This is a genomic window from Paenibacillus sp. ClWae2A (genome assembly GCF_032452295.1).
Lineage (GTDB): Bacteria > Bacillota > Bacilli > Paenibacillales > Paenibacillaceae > Paenibacillus.
The window spans coordinates 172,887-193,894 of record NZ_JAULSQ010000003.1 but is presented as its reverse complement, the minus strand read 5'-3'; the positions used below and the strand labels follow the sequence as shown (position 1 = coordinate 193,894).

Below are 21,008 nucleotides of genomic sequence, written 5' to 3'. Positions count from 1 at the left end.
TCTCAATTTGGAAATCGGGTTATTATTGTTCGGGGGAGTTGAAAGTATGAACAATAAAAGCAAAGTTCAGAATCCACTTACAATAATAGCAATCTTCGCAGGAATTGCAGAATTGGCTGGTACTACAGTTTTACTAGGACTTCCATTAGAAATCCAAAGCGTCTTTGTATGGTTTGTAATGTTGTTCCCTATTGGATTAGTAACAGCATTTTTTTTGGTACTACTGTTTAAACACAAAGTCCTATATGCACCGAGTGATTTTGTAGATGAAAGCAATTTTATGAATTTACTTCAAAATAAAAAGGTTCAAAATGAGCTCATTGAAGTTGTGGATCTGCTACAACAGATAAAAGAAAGTAACACAACAAACGAGCAACTCAAAGATGCTCTTAATGAAGCTATGCTTAAACTTGAACGTACAAAAGAAAGCAATGAAAATTATATTGATCATTTCAACAAAAAAATTAAACTCAATGAAAATCTAAGCTACAGTGTCGAAGATCCAAGTTTGGCGATTGCTTCAAATTTAATTGAAATTGTTAAAAGCGCTGGAAACGAAGGTATAACTAAAAGTGAATTGGCAAGAAAACTTGGCAGGAGTGTAGGCAGAGTTTCTATTATGGCTTCAAGATTTGTTAATACAAAGCTTATAAGACTAGAGGATAACGTTTACTATTATAATGTGAAATGATTGTGACACCCATCGTGGGTGTTTTTCTTTGTTCTCATATGATGTAATGTGATCCATTATAAGACTCATGCAGTGAGAACGTCTGTTAACAGGGAGCGGTCTCTTGAAGAGCGGAGAACAGCGTCTGGAGTGAGAGTACGAATGAATACAGAGGTCATCCAAACATTGAAACCAACTCAATTACAACTTTGCCTTTAGATAATATGGAATAAAAAAGAAATTTCTTTGGTATAAATGTATTTTAACTGTTAGAATGAACATGAAAATATATTGATGAAGGAAGTACAAATATGGATAAACTAAGAGATCCAGAAATTAGAGAGGTTTTAATTGAAAGGCTTTTACAAGAACACTCTAACTCATCGGAGACTCTGATTATTAATGAAATGAGTGTGAGTCAAGGATTGTCTCGTGTAGATGTGGCAGTTCTTAATGGTATCATGCAAGGGTACGAAATTAAGAGCGAAAGCGATAAGTTAATCAGATTACCTTTACAGGCTAATGAGTACAATAAAGTATTTGAAAGAATGACTATTGTAACAGCAGAAAATTACTTAGAAGGTGTAAAAAAAATTATCCCATCTTGGTGGGGGATAATAAAAGTCTCAAATAAAAAGGGCATTCCTACTTTACGAACTGTAAAGAAAGGTAGAGTTAATCCTTCTTTGGATTCATTAGCCTTAGCTCAATTATTATGGAGAGATGAAGCAATCGATCTTTTAAAAAAAAGAGGGCTTGAAAAGGGGATTCTTTCCAAGCCTAAAAGGGAGATTTATCAGAGAATTGCAGAGTCCATTAAGGCTGAGGAGCTAAAGATTGAGGTGAACCAGTTCTTGAAGTCGAGGGAAGGTTGGAGAGGTCATCTGCTACCTTAGTCAAGTGATGGTTAACGCCTGCAACTACCCAAGATTCAAGATTGCCGGTTGCCCCTCCGTTTGCACAATTGAAAATGAAAGAGTCTCCAAATGAAAAATTTTGGCCTGAAAATCTTGGGTCTGATACAACATTACTGCAGATGTTTCTCATGGAAGAAAAGCCATTTGCAATCAGATCGCCTCGATGTACCCAGAAATCATTATTGCAGGTGTATTTCAGGCTAGAGACGATGTTACTCAGAAACCACGGCTCAAGATTAACAAAGTTGGGATTGGTAATGGTATAGTCACCAAAAGAAGGTTTACGAATTAGATTTGTTTTTACAATTTTAGAATAAATACTCCATTCAGCTCTAGGCATGGTTCCAGAGCTGAATTTTTTTATCGTTTTTGAATAAGTTTTTGGAATACTCGTTGCGCAAACTGTAATTGTTCTCCATGTAGTAATATCCGGAAACTGAATCAATGTGTTGATGATTTGGTTATAAATAGCCGTTTCTTTTGAAGGGGTGATTTGCTCAAAATCAATTACTAAGTCTGTGTCACTCTTGTTGATATGCCCGATTGAGAGCAGATTATTGATTTCGGATTCAAGTTGATTGATGTCATCAAGTTGTTCTTCATAGATTCTTATGCAGACACCTCTTTGATGCTTTTGAACTATATCGTATACAGCTGCTTGATATGAAGCGTCCCTTGCTGTTCCTGTTACAGGAATTGCTGGAATACCTTCATTTTCAATTAAATCAATAATGAATTCGAGAGGATGCTGTCCGCTAGCAAGATTATCATCTTCGAAATCAACATTATCGTAAATCGTGTCTGAATCAACAAATACAGGATTTTTAGATTTCCAGCAGTTATTCAAATCCCTTCCTATACTTGAGAGATGGTCATCAATGGTCTTGGTGAAATTACCAGTCCTATGATCGTAAGGCACTGGTTGAATTTCCAACAAAGGAGTTATGCGGTCTCTGGTTGTGGAAGATAGGTGCTCTAAAGCAGTTCTTTCACCTCGTTTCCACTTAATCACTGGAACATAGTGTTCTGAACTAAACAATGGTCATTCCTCCTATTTTTTATTTTCTTATGTGTGTAATAAGAACTATTTTTAATTTAACACAAAGATACCATAATTTACATTTATTTTTTCCATTATTCTACTAGTAGATGAAATATATGAACATCAGAATCGTGCCGATCAATCAGATTAATGCAGTAGCTTACAACCCCCGAGTTGACCTTCAGCCAGGAGATCCAGAGTACGAAGAGCTGAAGAGTAGCATCGATGAATTCGGTTATGTTGAGCCTATCGTCTGGAACCAACACAAGAAACGTGGTCAGCGGCCATCAATGGACAAATCAAAAACAAAACCAGTTATTATGAGCAAGGAATTTGAAAATGTTTGTCGAATGATATACTTGAGGTGGTAAAACATGGATGAGCTAATCAGACAAATCATAGCATTTAGAGGTGAGCGAGGCTGGGGAAAATTTCATAATCCCATTTACCTTGCTATCTCTTTAAATCTGGAGACAAGCGAGCTATTAGAACTCTTCCAATGGAAATTTAGTGAGGAGGCGGTCTAGCAAAATAAAGACAAGCTTCAGGATGAGTTGGCAGATGTACTCTATTATGTGTTGCTTATGTGCCACGATCTAAAAATAGATCCTACGGAAGCATTGTTAAATAAGTTGAGTAAGAATAAAGAAAAGTATCCTGTGGAAAAAGCATATGGATCAAATAAGAAGTATACAGAATTACACGGAGGTACCAATGAGTAAAGTTATCTTACAACCATCGGGTAGCGATGAATGTTCGTGAGTATTATGAAGATACAATCAAGAGACCAGTACCGATTCAAGCATTATCGGAGTATCTTCCCGCTGAGACTATTGACCAATTGAAATCTTTTTACCCGGATATCTCTGTCCTAACACGGGGAGTAACTCCAGGCAAAAACAATATTAATGTACCGAAGTGGAGAAAAATCCAAACGGGTGATGTTACATTGTTTTCTGCAAATGGCCACATATTTGCTTCTGGTGTTGTTGTAATGAAGTTGCAACATAAAGGACTCGCTACACAACAATGGGGCTACGATAAATCTGTTCAAACATGGGAGTATATTTATTTTCTAGATTAGATCAAGCAGCACCATATACCCTACATAGAGTTTAATCGAACCGTTGGATATGCTGATAACTTTATTTATTCAAGGATTTAATGTGATGAGAGAAGAATTAAGCGAACGAATGTTATTGTCATTTGATATGAAAAGTGAAATTTATCTACTAGATGTTTATCTAGAAGAATATGTAGAGGAAGTACTCTTGTTTAAAGATCATGATTCTCTAGACACACATCGAACGGGCAAAGGAAGAAAAGAACAATCTTTCCTTAGAAAACAGTTATTCAAGAATAAAAAAGTAGGCACTTGTGGTATATGTGGGAACCAATACCCCTTAGATCTCTCAGTTGCTGCACATATCAAAAGAGATCGAAATGCTCGAGGGAAGAGCGTTTAGATTAAAAGAACATTGTTATACCAATGTGTAAATTTGGGTGCGATGACTTGTTTGAGAAAGGATACATTGCAGTTTGTGAAGGTAAGGTACAAAGAAACATCAAAAAAACTTATACTCCGTATCTTATGGAGAAAGTTGTTCAAATTGAAAGTCAAGAATGCCAACATTGGAACGATAATACTCGAAAATATTTTGAGTGGCATCAAGATCAATAATACTTAATATTAAACTATTCAACTATAGAAAACTTCAAAATAAAACTTTGTAAGTAAGTTCGAGAGGGGCTAACTATGGAAAAAACGGAAGTAATGATATGTTATCACTGCGGGAATAAAACCACAATGGAACATATAGCCGAAGCTAAAAAAAGCGAGAAGGAAACCTTTAACACTTTTTTTGGGGGTGGGCATGATATAGAATTTTTTACGTTTTGGAATCTGTATTTGTGTCCAGTTTGCGACAGTGTAACATTAATTAAAACAACTAAAAATACAGAAGATGTGGACATAGAAAACTTAACTCTAACTCCTACAACCACAGTTTTATATCCCGATGCTACTGTGAAGGAAGCGGGTGTTCCAAATAATGTGAGAAATTCATTTGAAGCAGCACTTCGAATTAAGAATATAGAAGGTACTCTATGTGCAATTGGAATTCGTAGAACTCTTGAGATGATGTGCAAAGATAAAGAGGCATCTGGGAAGACTCTATTCAATAAATTAGAGGATCTTTCTGAAAAGGGAATTCTTCCTCCAATTGTTGCGGGTATGGCTACTGTTATCAGGAATTTAGGTAATGAGGCTGCGCATGGAGATAATAGAGAGTTCTCTAACGAAGTAATCGAATCCATAATTAAGTTTACACACGTCATTCTTGATTATGTTTATAACCTACCCGATGAGTTATCTCGTATCCAAAACGAATTAAGTCAACAAAGCGTTGAAGGATCACATAGCGAATAGTTAATACAAATATCAGGCGCATAGCGGCGACTTTCTTTTATCTGGCGGTAAATGATAGAACATGAGAATCGGTGCCGAACGATCAGCTTAGTGCAGCAGTATAGCCCACGGGTTTCACCGTCTAGAGATGTCGATTACGAGAAGTTGAACCGCAACAAAGAGGAATTTGGTAATGTGGTGTTCCGCTTTTAAGATAGACATCTAGACAATATGAATAATTAAATCAGTAGTAAAGTCATAGTAAGTCGATGATATTATAAATCCATAGAAGTATGAAGAACTTTAGAGGGTAAGGAAATTTTTCCTGCCTTCTTTTTTTATGTCTGGAGGTGAAACATTGAAATGGTATCATAAAGCCATTTATTCTTTTGCGAATTCGGTTCTTCCGGCTGCTGTAAAGCGACAGATGATGGGTTTTGGAAGGATGACCTCCCCAAGATCGTCAAACGGATGGGATATATTCAATTGGCTCCCGAAAAAGTACCAGAGCGCTGATAATATTGATCTGACCAAACTACTCGAGATTCTTGTATCTGTTCATCCTGATATTTCGCATGCGCTCTACAACTTTCTGCGCATGGGCAACACACCACTTACATTTACAGCAAAGAAACAGAATGGTAGTGACGATAAGAATGGGCAGCGAACGTTGCAATCAAGAACTTACTGGATTCTCCACTTCCTACACCCGGTTATCAGCATGGAAGGTCGCTAGATAAGCTTGATAAAATTCAGCGGATGATGATCATGGTGCGTGGGGCTTGTGCTGGTGAAGTGGTTTTGAGTTAGCGCTGTAACGATGTGATCGATATCGTTTTGGTTCAGGAGAGAAAAGGAACGAATCGACTTGTTCCTTGACAATAGATCAAGAATTCAAGTCCTTGCACTGGTGAAGAATGGTTTGGGCAGTAAAAAAAGATTAATACGCCGACATTCATCTATAGAGAGTTCGATCTTATGGTTGATGATCCTTACGGACGAACGCTCATAGCAAGTTTGAAAGGGGGAATACATTACCAGGGTACTAGTTTGGCTTTGCTTTCAACATGAGAGGACCTAGCCTCGGGTATGTAAAGCTCAAGCCGAATCACTTTGAAGGATATGGCCTTCTTACATCCGTCCGATTCAAAAGATAATCTGTACTGGTTTGATGATAATCAGCCAGCTTTATCAATATAGCTGTGGGAATATCCAATTCACCACGTTCATAGTTGCTATAAACACGTTGACTACAGCCAAGATAGGTGGCCATCTGTGTTTGGGATAAGTCTTTATCTTCACGCAAATTGCGTATACGAGCATACATGTTCATCACCTCACCAATACTATACTTTAGCGTGTTATCCGCTATTGATTTTTAGCGGAAAATCCGCTAAAGTATAGTGAGAATAGTTGGTAAAAAGACTAGGTGGGGATAACATGTCAAACCTTATCGAAGATTTGTTTCACGGGAACCTGCGGTTGGACGAGTCGATTCATCCTGAGCAAGCTGAGTATCAGGAGATCAATCGCCAGATATCGGACATGATGCAGGAATACAAAACACAGCTTACCGAGAACGAGTACGATGCTTTGGAACAACTGATAGACTTGATCGGACAATCCACGTCCATGTATGTGGAAGCAGCGTTTGAACAGGGTTTTCGCACAGGCGGCAGACTGATGATTGAGGTTTTAGCTAAACCGTGAGTATTTACCTACTTCATAAGCCAGGGGCAGACAATGCACAGCAATTCAAAAATCCCCTCCTCCATTACCACCGATCAGGCTGGAATGGGAGAGGGGATTTTGTTTTTAAATTATTCCTTTATCTCAATAACTACAACCTACCGAGCACCAATATTTTTACCCGATGGCGTACCCGATCCAATGAGATCACTGCCGTTCGCAAGCTTGAGGAAATTACCCAAGACAGGTGTTCCGTCTGCGCTACGTGTTACCGAAGGCACGAGGGAGACAAAGTCGGCTGCGCTGGCGAGCAGGCCTTTGGCGTTCTCGCTTTTTTTGTTTTTCCACCAGACGTTGGTGCTGCTGACGTCGGTTCCGCTTGTTTTGTCACTGGCGCCGCCTTGGAAGGACAGGTTGTTGGTAAAGATATGGGTGCCTACATCAAAGGCAAAGTTGCTTTGCCCATTGTTCCAAGAGGTGTTATTTTTCATCTGGATCGAACCGGGATTGCTGTTGTAGGTGAAGCCGTGTTTTTTGTTATTAAACGCAATGCTGTTCTCAACGATATGATTTACCGCAATCTTCTCGCCGCCCAGCTTGAAGCCGTTGCCATCACTGTTGGAGGTAGAAGTGCCGTCTGCGGTTGCGCCATTGGCGTAGGCGATGCTGTTGCGGATCGTAACAGCGCCGATGGCGCCTGTGTCCGTTTTGCTATACAGATCCCAGCCATCGTCCACGTTATAGGCCGCGATACAACCGTCGAAGACATTGCCCGGGCCAACGGTTAGTTTGGCCGCAAAACCGTCTGCATCCTCGCCGTCATCGGGGTCATAGTTGTTGTGGGAGTAAGAACGAATCACTTCATTATATGCAGGCCATTCACTCTTGGCGGCTGAGGAAGCATAACGTCCCATTTGAATACCCGTATCCCGGTTGTGATGAGCTTCGATCTGCTCCAGACGGTTGTAACTGCCTCCGATGAAGATGCCGTTGTCGCCCGCACCCTTCACCTCAAGCCCTTTGACGAACCAGTAGTCTCCGAACATTTGCAGTCCACGATTGGTGGAAGCGAAGGCTTGAGCGGAGAAATCAAAAACTGGTTTTTCCGATCCATATGCCACCAGGTTTTTACGTTGGCTCGATGTGCCGCTGTTACCACGTTCAATGGTAATGGTCTGGGAGAAGCTGTAGTTGCCGCCGCGCAGATAGATGGTCTTGCCTGGGGCGATCTGGGTTAATGCGTTAGCGAGTGACGTAGGGCTGTTGAGTGTTCCCGGATTGCTGGCTGAGCCGTTAGGCGCGACATATAGATCGCCCGCAGCAAGTGCGATATTCGAAGTCGCCACCGATTCAGAGGGATTTTGCAAGCTGCTCTCGATCAGTTCTGCTGCACCAACCGATCCACCACCAATTAATAATAGAGGGAACGCGGCGCTCAGACAGATATGGGCCATTTTGGATTTGAGGGAGCGTTCCTTCAGAGAACGTGCAGATCGTGCAGATACATGAGTGGATGTGGATGGGAATAATTTCATTACGTAAGCCTCCTTGGTTAATTGGGAATAGAATGAAGAGCATGTGGTAGCCGTGTACCAGACCGTTACCTATGAGATAGGTCATGCCGGCTGGTTAGATGTAATCTCTAGGACACAGCTTTATGGTAAATGTTGTAAGAGTTATCATCAATAATCATCTGATCAGATGGAAGTACATGCAGGCAGGTCAGGCCTGCAAGCTTCCATTTCCTATAATATCACGTGAATTATGTAATCTTTCCATTGGGTGATAGCTCTCATTTAACGAAGAATCATCTGAAATGAACGTAGAGAAGTACGCTTTTCCATCCTCAGAGTACCAGTTTTACTTATGATCCACTCCTATGAACTTCATTCAACCTAAAATAAATAGCAGCCTACATCCTGAAGTGAAGATTATACTCAAACTAGTCATGAAAAAGCCCTGATAGCAGCTGCAACGGGCAACTTGACGATCAGGGCTATGTTTAATTTGAAAAGTAATCTGCTTACTTCAAAATACTCAAATGTACTAACAGTGTCAGACTTATCAGTCTAAATGCTGTCCAGCTACTTTAATATCCGTCCGTCTCGCGACTGCGTTTCTCTGCTTGCTCGACACTTGGTTCATGTTTCGGTTGGACCGTCGCACTATCATCGGTTGGAACAGAGGCCAACCCTTCAGAGACGCGCCGACCGTAATCCGCATCCGCTTGGGTGAAGTAAGAGATCATGCGCTCCCGAATATCCGGTTTGCATTGTGCCAATGCGCCGACCATGTTGCTGATCAGCTCATCCCGCTCCCAATCTTCGAACGCCCGGTACGTATCACCCGCTTGTCCAAAGTCATTGGTACGCTCAATCTTCTCACGGACAAGTCGGCCTTCCACCAGTGGTTCATGTTCCTTGCCACGAGGGGGTGCTTCCTTTAAGCCACCAAGAGACGAAGGTTCGTAATTCACATGCGGATTCTGACCCGGCGCACGATCCACTTGATACTGCATCTGTCCGCCGCTCTGATTCGTGGCTACCCGATTTTTCGGTGCATTCACAGGCAGTTGCAGATAGTTCGCACCAACCCGGTGACGCTGGGTATCCGAATAGGAGAAGGTCCGTCCTTGCAGCAGTTTGTCATCTGAGAAATCCAACCCGTCCACCAAGACACCTGTCCCGAACGCCGCTTGCTCCACTTCATTGAAATAATCCTCGGGATTGCGATTCAATGTCATTTTACCCACAGGTAGAAAAGGAAACTGCTCCTGCGGCCACAACTTGGTCGGGTCCAGCGGGTCGAAATCCAACTCCGGATGCTCGCCGTCTTCCATCACTTGAACGCACAGCTCCCATTCGGGATACTCCCCTTGTTCAATGGCGTGATACAGATCCAATGTCGCATGATTGAAATTCTGTCCCTGAATCTCGCTCGCGTCTTTTTGCAGCAGGTTGCGTATCCCTTGATTGAGCGGTTCCCAGTGGTATTTGATGAGCACGCCCGTGCCTTCCTGATTGACCCACTTGTATGTATTAACACCCGACCCTTGCATCTGCCGATAATTCGCTGGAATGCCCCATGGAGAGAAGAGGAATGTCACCATATGGGTAGCTTCAGGGCTTAGTGATACAAAGTCGAAAAACCGCTCCATATCCTGTGCGTTGGTCAACGGGTCGGGCTTGAAGGCGTGTACCATATCCGGGAATTTGAGCGGGTCACGAATGAAAAAGATTTTCAGATTATTACCCACCAGATCCCAGTTGCCATCTTCGGTATAGAATTTTACAGCAAATCCGCGCGGGTCCCGCAGTGTCTCCGGTGAATGTCCGCCATGTATAACGGTAGAGAAGCGAACGAAAACGGGTGTTTGTTTGCCTTTTTCCTGAAACAGACGTGCACGTGTGTACTTCGATACTGGTTCACTCCCGGCTGTTCCATACGCTTCAAATATGCCATGAGCGCCAGCGCCGCGGGCATGGACCACACGTTCCGGAATACGTTCACGGTCGAAGTGAGTAATCTTTTCGAGAAAATGATAGTTCTCCAGCGTAGTCGGTCCCCGGCTGCCAACGGTTCGTACATTCTGATTGTCCGTAATGGGATGCCCTTGTCGATCCGTTAATGTCTCAGCTGATTTGTCTGAGGAATGCTCTGGTTGTGAAGACTGATGATTCATGGAGTGGAGCACCGCCTTTCCTTAAAGTGGATTCCTGTATATATTTTCCCTGAAAATTGGTTCTATACATTAAACCTCGCAAATAATCTCGTAAAAAAAGCTTGTCACCCGCTTGATCGCGTGAGATAATTAACTTTTGCCCTGCGGCCTTTTTTGAACGGAAAAATGAAAGAGGACCGCGTCTAAGAATGGAGGCTGACCTAGGATTGTCTACACAACGTTATCCTTTTGCATATGATCCGGCTGAACCTTTTGTATCCCGTCTGGGAGAATGGGTTGCCGATGTTTTTTACGATATTTTGCCAGAGTTCGGCTTCGAGGTACGGGATGAACAGATTTTTATGGCGTACCAGCTCGAACGGGCCTATGGAGATAAAAAGACCATTATGGCGGAGGCCGGTGTCGGAACAGGCAAGACGTTAGTCTATCTGCTCTACGCGGTCTGTTATGCACGTTATACCGGCAAACCGGCAGTGATCGCCTGTGCCGATGAGTCCTTGATTGAACAGCTTGTGAAGCCCGGCGGAGATATTGCCAAGCTGGCTGCACATCTGGACTTGGAAGTGGACGCACGTCTGGGTAAGTCACCGGACCAATACGTCTGTCTGAACAAATTAAGTGCAATGCGATTTGCGGATGAAGATGCGCCTGTTATTGAAGAAGTGCATGAGAGCCTTCCGGATTTTGTTAATACGCCGGGTACACTTCAGGCTTTCCATCCGTATGGTGACCGCAAACAATATCCGCATCTGAATGATCGTCAGTGGAACAAAATTAATTGGGACCCGTTCCAGGATTGTTTTGTTTGTCCAAAACGTCAACGCTGCGGCCTGACGCTGTCGCGTGACCATTACCGTCGTTCCAAAGACATCATCATCTGTTCCCATGATTATTACATGGAGCATGTGTGGACCTATGATGCGCGCAAACGCGAGGGACAATTGCCACTCTTGCCTGATCACAGCTCAGTTGTATTTGATGAAGGACATTTGCTGGAAGAAGCAGCCCTGAACGCACTGAGCTACAAGCTGAAACACCGCATCTTCGAGGAACTCGTAACCCGTCTATTGGAAGGCGAGATTCGTGAATCCCTCGCGGAGCGTGTGGATGAAGCGATTGAGAGCAGTGAGCGACTGTTTGCGTTGCTGGATACGTATACGGTGGCGATTCCGGGATCGGAACGGAAAGAAGTTCGGGTAGAAGCACCGCTTCTGCGTGAGATTGAACGTCTGACGAGTGTGCTGGATGCGATCGGTGAAGAACTGGTATTTGAGAGCGGATTGTTCTCGCTGGATGGTTATCAGATGCGTGTCGTGGAAGAACATCTGGACATGATTCAGTCTGCACTTGCTTTGTTCCGCAAGGAAGATGGTTACATCTGTTGGGCGGAAGAGAGCGAGGATGAGACAACCTTATCGATCATGCCGCGCACTGTGAAGGAAATGCTGAACGAGCGTGTGTTCAACACAGGTATTCCAATCGTGTTCTCCTCTGCAACGTTATCTGTGGACAGTTCATTCCGTTATGTGGCGGACAGCTTGGGCATTGATGATTTTGTATCATTCTCGGTGGCTTCCCCATATGATTATGCGGACAAAATGAAGATGAAAATTACCGATGAAGCTGTACCGGGTCACCCGGAGAACGAAAATCGCTTGCGTGATGCGGTGTCGTTGCTTCAGGAGAGTGGAGGACGTGCGCTGATTCTGTTCCGTACGATGGAAGAACTACGCGCGTTCAAGCAGGACATCGTTCATGTACCTGAAGCAGAAGGTTTGCGCTTTATGTATGAGGGCGACCGGGAGATCAGTGATCTGATCGCGGCGTTCCAGCAGGATGAGGAAAGTGTGCTGTGCTCCGTTAATCTGTGGGAAGGGCTGGACGTTCCAGGTCCATCATTATCCAATGTAATGATCTGGTCGCTTCCGTATCCACCACAGGACCCTGTCTTCAATGCGAAACGCAGTGCGTCGGCAGCACCATACGAAGAGATCGATCTTCCGTATATGCTCTTACGTGTGAAGCAAGGTCTCGGACGTCTGATTCGGACAAGCACGGATTCCGGTTCTGCGGTCATTCTCGATGAATCACTGTATACTAAAAAGGAAGCCAAAGACCGCATTGCAGCTCTGCTTCCCGAAGGTGTGGAATGGACAACCCTGACACACTAATTAGCTTACGTTAAATGTTCTTGCTTTATTTTTGATGATAAAGTTTCTTGCCAAAATAAGTTCTTGTTCTCTGCGGATTCACCATCCGTAAGTGAGCAAGAGCTTATTTTTTATGTTGATGGTTCCTTCAATGTACTTCTCTTCCCTTTTTTTCGAGGGATTTTCCCTCGCTCCTCGCTCCCAATCGCTTCAAAATTCTAACGAACCTACCGCACCTTGTTAGGGTGATAATGAAGTGATGTAAATTCTAACGAATCTCAGTAACGTTATCCCGCCGAAAATAGCTTTTAAGCCTTGTAAATCAACCGAATTTGGAGAAATAACGTCGCTGTGATTGATTAGCCTTCAAACCTGCGCAAATAGGAGTGAATAGCGTGTGCCAAGTTCATTAGAACCAATGACCAATGAGCGCTAATAAGGGAGGACCTCTGTCATGCTCATGACTTATGGGACATGGAAGCCCCTTTTTGATGTGTACAGATTTTAGCTATGTTAAAAAATATCCATGCTCAGATACCGTTCCCCGGTATCCGGCGCAATGCAGAGCACCCGGTGCCCCGGCCCCAGTTCCTTCGCGATGCGAAGGGAGGCCCACACCGAAGCACCAGAGGAAGGGCCGAGCAACAGCCCTTCCCGGGCAGCAAGCTGCCGCATCGTATCCAGTGCGTCCTCATCGGACACCTGGATGATGGCATCCCACACGTCGGTATTCAGGATGTCCGGAATGAACCCCGGACTTGTACCGACGAGTTTGTGTGGTCCGGGCTCGCCACCGGACAACACCGGAGACCCTTTGGGCTCCACCGCATAGATGCGGATATCGGGTAACTGCTTGCGCAGCTCTTCTCCCGTCCCGGTAATGGTTCCGCCAGTTCCTGCCGTAGCGATGAAGGCGTCCAGCCTGCCTTCCATCTGCTGCATAATCTCGGGAGCCGTCGTGATCCGGTGAATGTCCGGGTTCGCCTGATTTTCGAATTGCTGCGGAATGAAACTTCCCGGAATGTCTGCCTGAAGTTCTTTTGCTTTGCGAATCGCACCTGGCATCCGCTCCGCGGCAGGGGTGAGCACCACATCTGCGCCGTAGGCTTTCAGGATATTGATGCGTTCCTTGGACATATTGTCCGGCATGATCAGAATAGCTTTATATCCTTTGGCGGCGGCATTCATCGCAAGACCTATGCCCGTATTGCCACTGGTTGGTTCGATAATGGTTGCGCCGGGTAGCAAGTGTCCCGCAAGTTCAGCCTGAACGATCAGATTGTATGCGGCACGGTCTTTGACGCTGCCACTGGGGTTGAAGTATTCCAGTTTCACGTATACGTCAGCGGAGTCGTTGCCTGTGAGTCGGTTCAGTTTAACGGCAGGTGTCTGGCCGATCAGTTCGGTTACATCTGCGGCAATGCCTGTATGTGCGGGTGTTCGTTTAATCGAATGGGTATTCAAATCCATGAAGTACAACTCCTTGATTGATAAGACATTGAGCGTATATCCGGTTGAAATCAATTCATGCCTTATTGGAATGGTTGGATATCTCTATTCCATCTTAATGAACGTAACCTTCCATGGTCAACTTGTTTTACTGGGGATGGGTTCTATATTGTCAGAGTTGTATCAAGTCTGCGCCAAGTCCATCTGCAGATGCCGACTGAGTTCTTTTTTGACTTCATTGCGTGCAAATGTCCACAGCATATAAAACCGTTGCCAATACCCCCTGCACATATACAGAGTTTCGATACCATCTGCTTCACGGTTCTCTTCCAGTACTTTGACACCACGGTTTCTCATCTGTTTACGAAGGACCAACATCTCCTTGAGCACATTGTTCTGAATGCGGGTCAGCGACAGAATGTAGACTTCAGGCATCTTCAGCATCAGTGTATCCAGTGTGCGGATATCTCGTTCAAGTACATCCAGCAATAGCGTGCGCACAACCAGACCTTTAATCAGACGATGGTCTTCATCCGCAGGGGATGGGGCGGAAGTTGAGGATGTCATATGTTCACTTCCTTAACCTTTAATTGGAATTATATATTTACAGAACGTGTGTTCCTATATTATAATCAATATATGTAATGGAGATACACAATACAACCGAGAAATATTGGAAGCAAGCACTAACGCATTTTCCTAAAGATACAGATCGTCGTGAATGAGGCTAGGGATTTAAGGACAAGCCTGCTCCAAAATAAGGTATAATTTATGGGTTTTGCAGGAAACCTAAGGCCATAAACCAAATAAGCGTTATGCAATGCAGTCGGCTACAGAAGTAATTACAAGCAATGAATTGCGATCATGATTCAAGGATGCCTTGTCTTAACACCAGGGCACCAGGTCAACGAGTAGAAGCAGTTTTATTTTAGCGAAAATGTGCAACAAAAAAGCCCCTGCCTTGGGCGGCGGGGCCTATGGAATACTGCCGATTCAGCGGCAGGTTTGATGATGTGTTCAGGAATTAAGCAAGATATTGAGGTTTTTCGTAGAACGCCTCTTTTTCAAGGATGACCTTATAAGGTCTTTCCTTGCCCTTCAGGGAGGGCCCAATGGTAGTTAGCGGTACGGCCGGCTTGTGGAAACGATCTTCTTCCTTGGGTTCCGGAACCGGTCGTGATGATTCGGGCGCAGAACTGAGGCGTACCTTTTTTTCGCTGCCCCAGCGCTTGCTTATTTTTTTCGTTTCCGGTTTCATTCCGGTTCGCCTCCTAACAAATCGTTGATGGCGTTGAACAGTTGACGATTCTGTAGGTCAATCTGCTGAAATACCGCCTCATCCGCTTCAATATGTCCAATAATGTGAACGGTGATTACATACCTCTTGGCTACAGGATAGCATAGCAGATACTCTTTCTCAAGGTAATCATCATACAGGTTGATCTTGATTTTATTCTCCCGGTAAGAATCAATCACCAGGATGCGCTTGGGATCATCCGGTTGTTTGTCGTCGTTAGCGGACAAGTCATACTTTCTTCCCGGTTCTCCAACATTACCACATAATTGCTCAATATAACCACTGTCATCTGTACGGTATATGGCTGTGCCACGTACAGCGAATGGAGGATGAGAGACAAAGGCAGTACGCAAGGCATCGCTCATTCGCTCCAGCATGTTGGCATCTGCTTTGCGGGTACGCAGCAATTCCCTAAAGAACCGCAGCAACTTAAGCAGTTGTAACCTTGCTTCTCCCTCAGTGCGTTTATGCTTCTCAATGATGTTCTCCAATTCTGGATCACTCCAGCGTCCTTGTTCCTCAATACTGTCTGCGATTTTGGAACATGCCACGGACACGGCTGGTGCCCACTTTCCGTCGGAACGGATTTCATATACGAGTGGATTTAATCCCAGCAGATCTGTGGGCATACGCAATCCTTCAACCTTGGTTGTGTCCTTGATGTCTGTAATATCCTCAGGAAGAATGAAAAAAATACGTTTTCGTCCCAGACGACCCATAAACAGACCCATTTCCAGCATTGTATTATCCCGGACCGACGCGTAGTACTTCCCGCGAATTTTGGATATATCATCCGGATGAAAAATAAAAATGGCAAAGTCAGTCGTACGGACCTCTACTTCCAGATCGTCCATGGTATAGCTGCTTGGATTAAAAACCCCGGAATACCAAGGGGTAACTTCGGCTGAAAAACGTAAGTTTTCGTGTACTGCGGCTGCAATCGGCTTCGCTTCCAGCGAGCAGCCAATAAAGACTCTTGGCTTTAACGTTTTCATCAATCCGCCTCGCTTAAACGGTAGTGGGATTCAATTGTTATATTATACCATAAACAGCAGAGTAAGTCTGGAAACGTCTGAACTGGACAAAGAATAAGCCGATTACGTTTGCTATAGTGTATGTGTGAGAGGAAAATGATTCCTATAAAAAGCGCAAGAAAATAAAAAAAGGCCCCAATTTGTCACAGTTGGGTGACTGACAGTTATTTTTGGAAGCTTTGGTCATAGAATAAAGGAGCAGGTTGCACCATTAGCAAGCATTGCTTATCCTGGTGTTGCCGTATGACTGCTGGAGCAGTCCAAAGGCTGCTTTATGCCCGTTTTTGAGGGGTCTGCTGTTTAGACCCGGTCACGTTGGTGTTATATAATAGAAGAACAAGCAAGTTAGCTTTGGTGTTTAAACTGAATGAACTTGCAACTGCTGTAAGTTGGATTTACAATTTACACAGGAACGAAGAGTGCAGAACCCATCTGTAGAAGCGAAGCGTTCGCCTGAAAGCTTTCTGAATGAAAGCAGCTTCGGAAGCATAAGCGATCACCGGATTTTCCCCAGAGGGAAAATGGAATTCCAAAAATCCGGGGATAACCGCGATCGAAAGAGGGTACTGTAATCCAAGTGTAAGTTACAATTAAATGTTCAAGCTTATGCATTGTAGTTATTTTTCAGTTTAACTGAGCACAGCTAACCACAACAGAACAGAAAGGATCAGGATACCATGAGTTCCCGAAGGACAATCTCCCCAAGGACGATCTGGAAACGTTACGATCTCTCATACACATAGCGCCCCTTGTAGAGTACACCAACCGGTTTCAAAAAAACGGCTGACTCTGCGAAAGAGGGGATTGGAATGAATATTCGAAGGACGTACACGATGATTTCTTCCAGGCTTACCTTTTGCAGGGTACGGTCGGTCTAAAAAACCAACCTACAAACTGCGAGGGAACCTGAATGAAGAGAACATCGTTAACCTTACAACACGTTAAAACAGAGGCGATCAAATTCGCCATTATGCTACTCGGTACATTTATTTTAGCTTTTGCTTATTATCACATTAACTTTCAGAATCATTTATCGGAGGGTGGATTTGTTGGTCTGGCCCTGCTCGGAAAATACGCAACAGGCTTATCACCTGCTATCGGTATGTTGTTACTGGACATTCCGGTCATGATCCTGGCTTGGTTCCTCAAAGGCTGGAAATTCATGATTCAGGCATTGCTTGGCGTAGGTGCATTTTCCCTATTCTATGACGGCTTTGAACGATACTCCACACTGGTATTGTCGTTTAACGGAAATCTGTGGATTCCGGCAGTTCTATCCGGTATATTGACAGGGGTAGGCGCTGGGATCGTGCTTCGATTCGGCGGAGCGACAGGCGGAGACGATATTCTCGCCGTGCTGGTTAGCCGCTGGAAGGGATGGAAGCTGGGAACAGTTTTCTTTGTCAGTGATGCTTTTGTATTGGGATTGTCGCTTTTCTTTCTTCCGGTAAAAGAAACTTTATATACGATTCTGGCCGTATGGATTGCCAGTAAAGTCATCACGTACGTCGTTAGTGTTCCGGCTCGCGGAACCGTGGTTACAACTTCGGCTGTGAAATTGCCGATACCATCGGCTGCAGCCAAGGCAGTTAACGCTGCTGCTATTTCACAACGGACTACGGTGGCTAGAGGGGTATCCAATTAACCATACGTTTCAGAACAACCATAACCTGTATGCATCATATTCAGGTCTTGATAGTTAAAGTTCATACAAAATCCCTTTTGACTGCTCTTCAGCAGCAAAAGGGATTTTGTTGTTTTGCTCACGGAATGATTTTATATTCGCTGAACTGTGAAAACAGCCATTTTCCGATATCACCCGTTTCATTCAAGGCTTGATCGAAGAAGCAATCTGACCATCCTGATTATGGATAATCGCTCGAATATTTTGTTTGCTACTCAGTTCTTTGGCCTTATCTACAGCTTCTGCTTTAGTATCGAATGATGACAGATAGGTAGATTTTCCTTCTTCCTTGATCGCCCAGCCAGAGTCGGTAGGCACGACATGGATGTTGTCATGACTTTTGGACGAAGAAACGGGCTCAGAATGACGACGATCCGTAGAGGACGACTTTTTAGGGTCGGAATTGTTGGAAGAAGATGGGAAATCCGATTTCGAACTTTCCGGCACGGGATGATTTTTATCCCATTCTTCCGCCTTAGCAGTCGCTATAGCAATCGAGCGGCCTTCCTCATACCCGTCATCGAGCAGAGCATTGGTAATCTCAATGGCTTTATGTCTGACACGTGGTTCCAGGTTCTTCATGGATACCGGATAATCCTGTTTATTCCAAGGCATATGAACCCCTCCTGTACAATAATGATTAGTTGTATATTACCCTCTGAGGGAAGGGGTAAACGATGAACAGCCGAGGTCGTAAGTGCATTTACCAATGATCTATATAAATTGAAATAAACATTTACACGAAACGGAGAGGACAGAAAAAACCTGAAGAAGTGGAGCTAAAAGCTTTCTGTGGAAAGCTACTTCGTAAGCATAAACTCGCCTTTATCCCCGGATTTCCCCCTTTCTAAAAGGAATCAAAAAAATCTGGGGATAACAGCGATCGGAAGGTTGTTCTGTCATCGGAGTGTCCAGTGTAAATATTCTTTAGTTCAACTATATTGAAGGATCTCGTTCCTATACTTTTGCAAGCCAGAGGAGTATAATGCTGTCCATGAAAGAAATAAGTTCAACAAAAGGAAGATAAAGGAGTACATACATATGTTTAGTCTTAGCCTGGCAATCCCTATGCTATTTACCATGTTGATTCATGCCGCAGACAGCTTGTCATATGCGCTGCGTCTTGGGGGACTACGCACTCGCAGAATTGCGCTGGCCATTTCTTTGGCGGGTATCTTGCTGCTGGTTTCTAGAACCTCGAATATGGCCCAGGGTCCAATGGTAGGTAATCTGGTGGATACCGCAACACGTGGAGCCAATCCACACTTTGCAGCGCAGCTGCACTGGTTAATGGGTGCGGCAACGATTGGAACGGCATTAGCCATATTATGTTTCCCAACCATGGTGAAGCTCTCATCGAGAATGGTTGTACATTTTGAAGCAGCCGGTTCCATCCCTGCGATGGTTCGCGGTATGCTGAAGCGAAGTAAGATTAGAAATGCAACGTATTACATTACCCTGCCATCCTGGAAGATGGCCAAACGATTGGTACAGCATGGGATGCCAAGACGGTTAATGATGCTGAATGTAGCGGTAACCGCAATCTACACCACGGGTGTCCTGTCCAGCTTGTACGCAGCGTACCTTTACCCAGGGCAGGCTGTAGCTGCATCCCAATCAACAGGGTTGATTAACGGAATAGCGACTATTTTGTTAACCATCCTAATTGATCCGCGAATTTCCCTGCTCAGTGACAAATCTTTACGAGGTGAGATCCGTTTGGATCGCATGAATCAGATTTATGGCTGCATGCTCGTATCCCGTTTGTTTGGTACACTGTTGGCACAGTTGTTATTAATTCCATTTGCGTATTGGATCGGTTGGATTGTAAGTATGATGTGATTGTAATGTACAACAAAAAGAGCAGCGGGATCATCCCACTGCTCTTTTTGTATTTGTATTATAACCTATTGGAAAAGGACGGCGTACTCACCGTATCCTTCTTTTTGCAAGTCTTCTTTGGGTACAAAACGAAGTGCCGCAGAGTTGATGCAATAACGCATTCCACCTGCTTCGGCAGGACCATCGTTGAACAGGTGACCCAGATGGGAATCGCCCTCACGACTTCTCACTTCGGTACGAATCATGAAGTGGCTGAGATCGGTTTTTTCCTTCACGTTGTGGTCACGCAATGGACGTGTGAAGCTCGGCCAGCCGCAGCCGGAATCGTATTTGTCCGTAGAACTGAACAATGGCTCGCCAGATACGATGTCCACATAGATACCATCACCGTGGTGATCCCAGAATTCGTTATGGAATGCAGGCTCGGTCGCGCTGTTCTGCGTAACTTCATATTGAAGCGGCGTCAGGCGCTCTTTTAGCCCGTCTTTATCCACGTTGCCTGACCAGTTGCGTTCGATGAAGTCTACGCGTCCAGAACCTTTGCTGTACCGTTTGTAGTGGGCAGGGTTCTTCCGGTGATAATTTTGGTGATGTTCTTCCGCTTCATAGAACGGTTTGGCTGGCAAAATCGGAGTGAAGATTGGTTTGTCAAAACGTCCGCTTTGTCCCAGCTCCGCTTTGGAAGCTTCCGCAATCTGGCGCTGTTCTTCGCTGTGATAGAAGATGGCCGTCTGATAGGAAGATCCACGGTCATGGAATTGCCCGCCTGTATCCGTAGGATCAATCTGCTGCCAGAACAATTCCACCAGTTTCTTATAAGGGAAGATGGCAGGGTCGAACGTAATTTGTACAGCCTCTACATGTCCTGTTGTCTCCGAGCAGACCTCTTCATATGTTGGATTCTCGGTATGTCCTCCTGTATAACCCGATACGATCTTGTGAATACCGGGCAGTTCTTCAAAGGGGGATACCATACACCAGAAGCATCCGCCTGCAAAAGTTGCTAACTCACTTGAATGTTGTTCCATGCTATAGTCACTCCATTTCTGATGAAGATCTAGCGCTCGTGTTCGAGCTCCAGCAATCTACCGTTTTATTAAAACTTGTTACACAAGCATTAGGCTTGCTCTTCTATTATATCCTGA

20 protein-coding genes and 1 pseudogene are annotated in these 21,008 nt (G+C 44.3%); 11 read left to right on the top strand and 10 right to left on the bottom strand.

Annotated features, from left to right (window positions below; translation table 11 throughout):
• Positions 1-46 precede the first annotated feature (46 nt).
• Positions 47-691 (top strand): MarR family transcriptional regulator, encoded by a 645-nt coding sequence (locus QVE09_RS12095; protein ID WP_315937009.1) that lies wholly within the window; start codon positions 47-49, stop codon positions 689-691.
• A gap of 290 nt (positions 692-981) precedes the next feature.
• Positions 982-1,566, top strand: a complete 585-nt coding sequence (locus tag QVE09_RS12090) for a sce7726 family protein (protein WP_315937008.1) — start codon at positions 982-984, stop codon at positions 1,564-1,566.
• On the opposite strand, the gene QVE09_RS12085 is transcribed toward QVE09_RS12090, so the two are convergent.
• Complete coding sequence (locus tag QVE09_RS12085; protein ID WP_315937007.1) at positions 1,487-2,626, bottom strand: beta family protein; 1,140 nt, start codon at positions 2,624-2,626, stop codon at positions 1,487-1,489. The genes QVE09_RS12090 and QVE09_RS12085 overlap by 80 nt on opposite strands.
• 377 nt (positions 2,627-3,003) lie before the next feature.
• On the opposite strand from QVE09_RS12085, the pseudogene QVE09_RS12080 reads away from it, so the two are divergent.
• The 5 genes and pseudogenes from QVE09_RS12080 (at position 3,004) to QVE09_RS12060 (ending at position 5,772) form a co-directional block, all read left to right on the top strand.
• Positions 3,004-3,351, top strand: a pseudogene (locus QVE09_RS12080) (nucleotide pyrophosphohydrolase).
• 26 nt (positions 3,352-3,377) lie between these two features.
• The gene (locus QVE09_RS12075; RefSeq protein ID WP_315937006.1) at positions 3,378-3,713 is read left to right on the top strand and encodes a hypothetical protein; all 336 of its coding nucleotides are present in this window, start codon (positions 3,378-3,380) and stop codon (positions 3,711-3,713) included.
• Between the two features lie 85 nt (positions 3,714-3,798).
• Positions 3,799-4,095, top strand: coding sequence for a hypothetical protein (locus QVE09_RS12070; RefSeq protein WP_315937005.1), 297 nt, complete (start codon positions 3,799-3,801; stop codon positions 4,093-4,095).
• Between the two features lie 290 nt (positions 4,096-4,385).
• A complete protein-coding gene (locus QVE09_RS12065) occupies positions 4,386-5,057 on the top strand; it encodes a DUF4145 domain-containing protein (protein ID WP_315937004.1) in 672 nt (223 codons plus the stop codon).
• Positions 5,058-5,394: 337 nt separating this feature from the next.
• Complete coding sequence (locus QVE09_RS12060; protein ID WP_315937003.1) at positions 5,395-5,772, top strand: hypothetical protein; 378 nt, start codon at positions 5,395-5,397, stop codon at positions 5,770-5,772.
• A gap of 372 nt (positions 5,773-6,144) precedes the next feature.
• On the opposite strand, the gene QVE09_RS12055 is transcribed toward QVE09_RS12060, so the two are convergent.
• On the bottom strand, positions 6,145-6,363 hold the full coding sequence (locus QVE09_RS12055) for a helix-turn-helix domain-containing protein (protein ID WP_315372765.1): 219 nt from the start codon (positions 6,361-6,363) through the stop codon (positions 6,145-6,147).
• A gap of 113 nt (positions 6,364-6,476) precedes the next feature.
• Between QVE09_RS12055 and QVE09_RS12050 the strand changes: the two genes are divergently transcribed.
• Positions 6,477-6,746, top strand: a complete 270-nt coding sequence (locus QVE09_RS12050; protein WP_315937002.1) for a DUF6809 family protein — start codon at positions 6,477-6,479, stop codon at positions 6,744-6,746.
• Between the two features lie 137 nt (positions 6,747-6,883).
• On the opposite strand, the gene QVE09_RS12045 is transcribed toward QVE09_RS12050, so the two are convergent.
• Positions 6,884-8,260, bottom strand: a complete 1,377-nt coding sequence (locus QVE09_RS12045; RefSeq protein ID WP_315937001.1) for a right-handed parallel beta-helix repeat-containing protein — start codon at positions 8,258-8,260, stop codon at positions 6,884-6,886.
• A 554-nt stretch (positions 8,261-8,814) separates the two neighbouring features.
• A complete protein-coding gene (locus tag QVE09_RS12040; RefSeq protein ID WP_397387033.1) occupies positions 8,815-10,407 on the bottom strand; it encodes a catalase in 1,593 nt (530 codons plus the stop codon).
• Positions 10,408-10,613: 206 nt separating this feature from the next.
• On the opposite strand from QVE09_RS12040, the gene QVE09_RS12035 reads away from it, so the two are divergent.
• On the top strand, positions 10,614-12,578 hold the full coding sequence (locus tag QVE09_RS12035) for an ATP-dependent DNA helicase (protein ID WP_315937000.1): 1,965 nt from the start codon (positions 10,614-10,616) through the stop codon (positions 12,576-12,578).
• A gap of 492 nt (positions 12,579-13,070) precedes the next feature.
• Here QVE09_RS12035 and cysK read toward each other — a convergent pair whose 3' ends face one another.
• From cysK to QVE09_RS12015, 4 genes are all read right to left on the bottom strand, one after another.
• Positions 13,071-14,027 carry a cysteine synthase A gene (gene cysK / locus QVE09_RS12030; protein ID WP_315936999.1) on the bottom strand — a complete coding sequence of 319 codons (957 nt, stop codon included), beginning with the start codon at positions 14,025-14,027 and terminating at the stop codon, positions 13,071-13,073.
• Positions 14,028-14,189: 162 nt separating this feature from the next.
• Positions 14,190-14,573 carry a YhjD family protein gene (locus QVE09_RS12025; RefSeq protein WP_315936998.1) on the bottom strand — a complete coding sequence of 128 codons (384 nt, stop codon included), beginning with the start codon at positions 14,571-14,573 and terminating at the stop codon, positions 14,190-14,192.
• A 457-nt stretch (positions 14,574-15,030) separates the two neighbouring features.
• The gene (locus tag QVE09_RS12020) at positions 15,031-15,264 is read right to left on the bottom strand and encodes a hypothetical protein (protein ID WP_017687536.1); all 234 of its coding nucleotides are present in this window, start codon (positions 15,262-15,264) and stop codon (positions 15,031-15,033) included.
• Complete coding sequence (locus QVE09_RS12015; protein ID WP_315936997.1) at positions 15,261-16,298, bottom strand: nucleotide-binding protein; 1,038 nt, start codon at positions 16,296-16,298, stop codon at positions 15,261-15,263. The genes QVE09_RS12020 and QVE09_RS12015 overlap by 4 nt, the downstream gene beginning before the upstream one ends.
• Positions 16,299-17,247: 949 nt before the next feature.
• On the opposite strand from QVE09_RS12015, the gene QVE09_RS12010 reads away from it, so the two are divergent.
• Entirely contained in the window at positions 17,248-17,982 is a 735-nt protein-coding gene (locus tag QVE09_RS12010; RefSeq protein WP_047843647.1) for a YitT family protein, read from the top strand.
• 183 nt (positions 17,983-18,165) lie between these two features.
• Here the strand turns inward: QVE09_RS12010 and QVE09_RS12005 are convergent, their stop codons facing one another.
• Entirely contained in the window at positions 18,166-18,636 is a 471-nt protein-coding gene (locus tag QVE09_RS12005) for a DUF2188 domain-containing protein (RefSeq protein WP_315936996.1), read from the bottom strand.
• Positions 18,637-19,062: 426 nt separating this feature from the next.
• Here QVE09_RS12005 and QVE09_RS12000 point away from each other — a divergent pair, with 426 nt between their 5' ends.
• The gene (locus QVE09_RS12000) at positions 19,063-19,863 is read left to right on the top strand and encodes a lipid II flippase Amj family protein (RefSeq protein ID WP_315936995.1); all 801 of its coding nucleotides are present in this window, start codon (positions 19,063-19,065) and stop codon (positions 19,861-19,863) included.
• Positions 19,864-19,928: 65 nt separating this feature from the next.
• On the opposite strand, the gene msrA is transcribed toward QVE09_RS12000, so the two are convergent.
• Positions 19,929-20,891: a peptide-methionine (S)-S-oxide reductase MsrA gene (gene msrA, locus QVE09_RS11995; RefSeq protein WP_091028748.1), complete on the bottom strand. Its 963-nt coding sequence runs from the start codon at positions 20,889-20,891 to the stop codon at positions 19,929-19,931.
• Positions 20,892-21,008 lie beyond the last annotated feature (117 nt).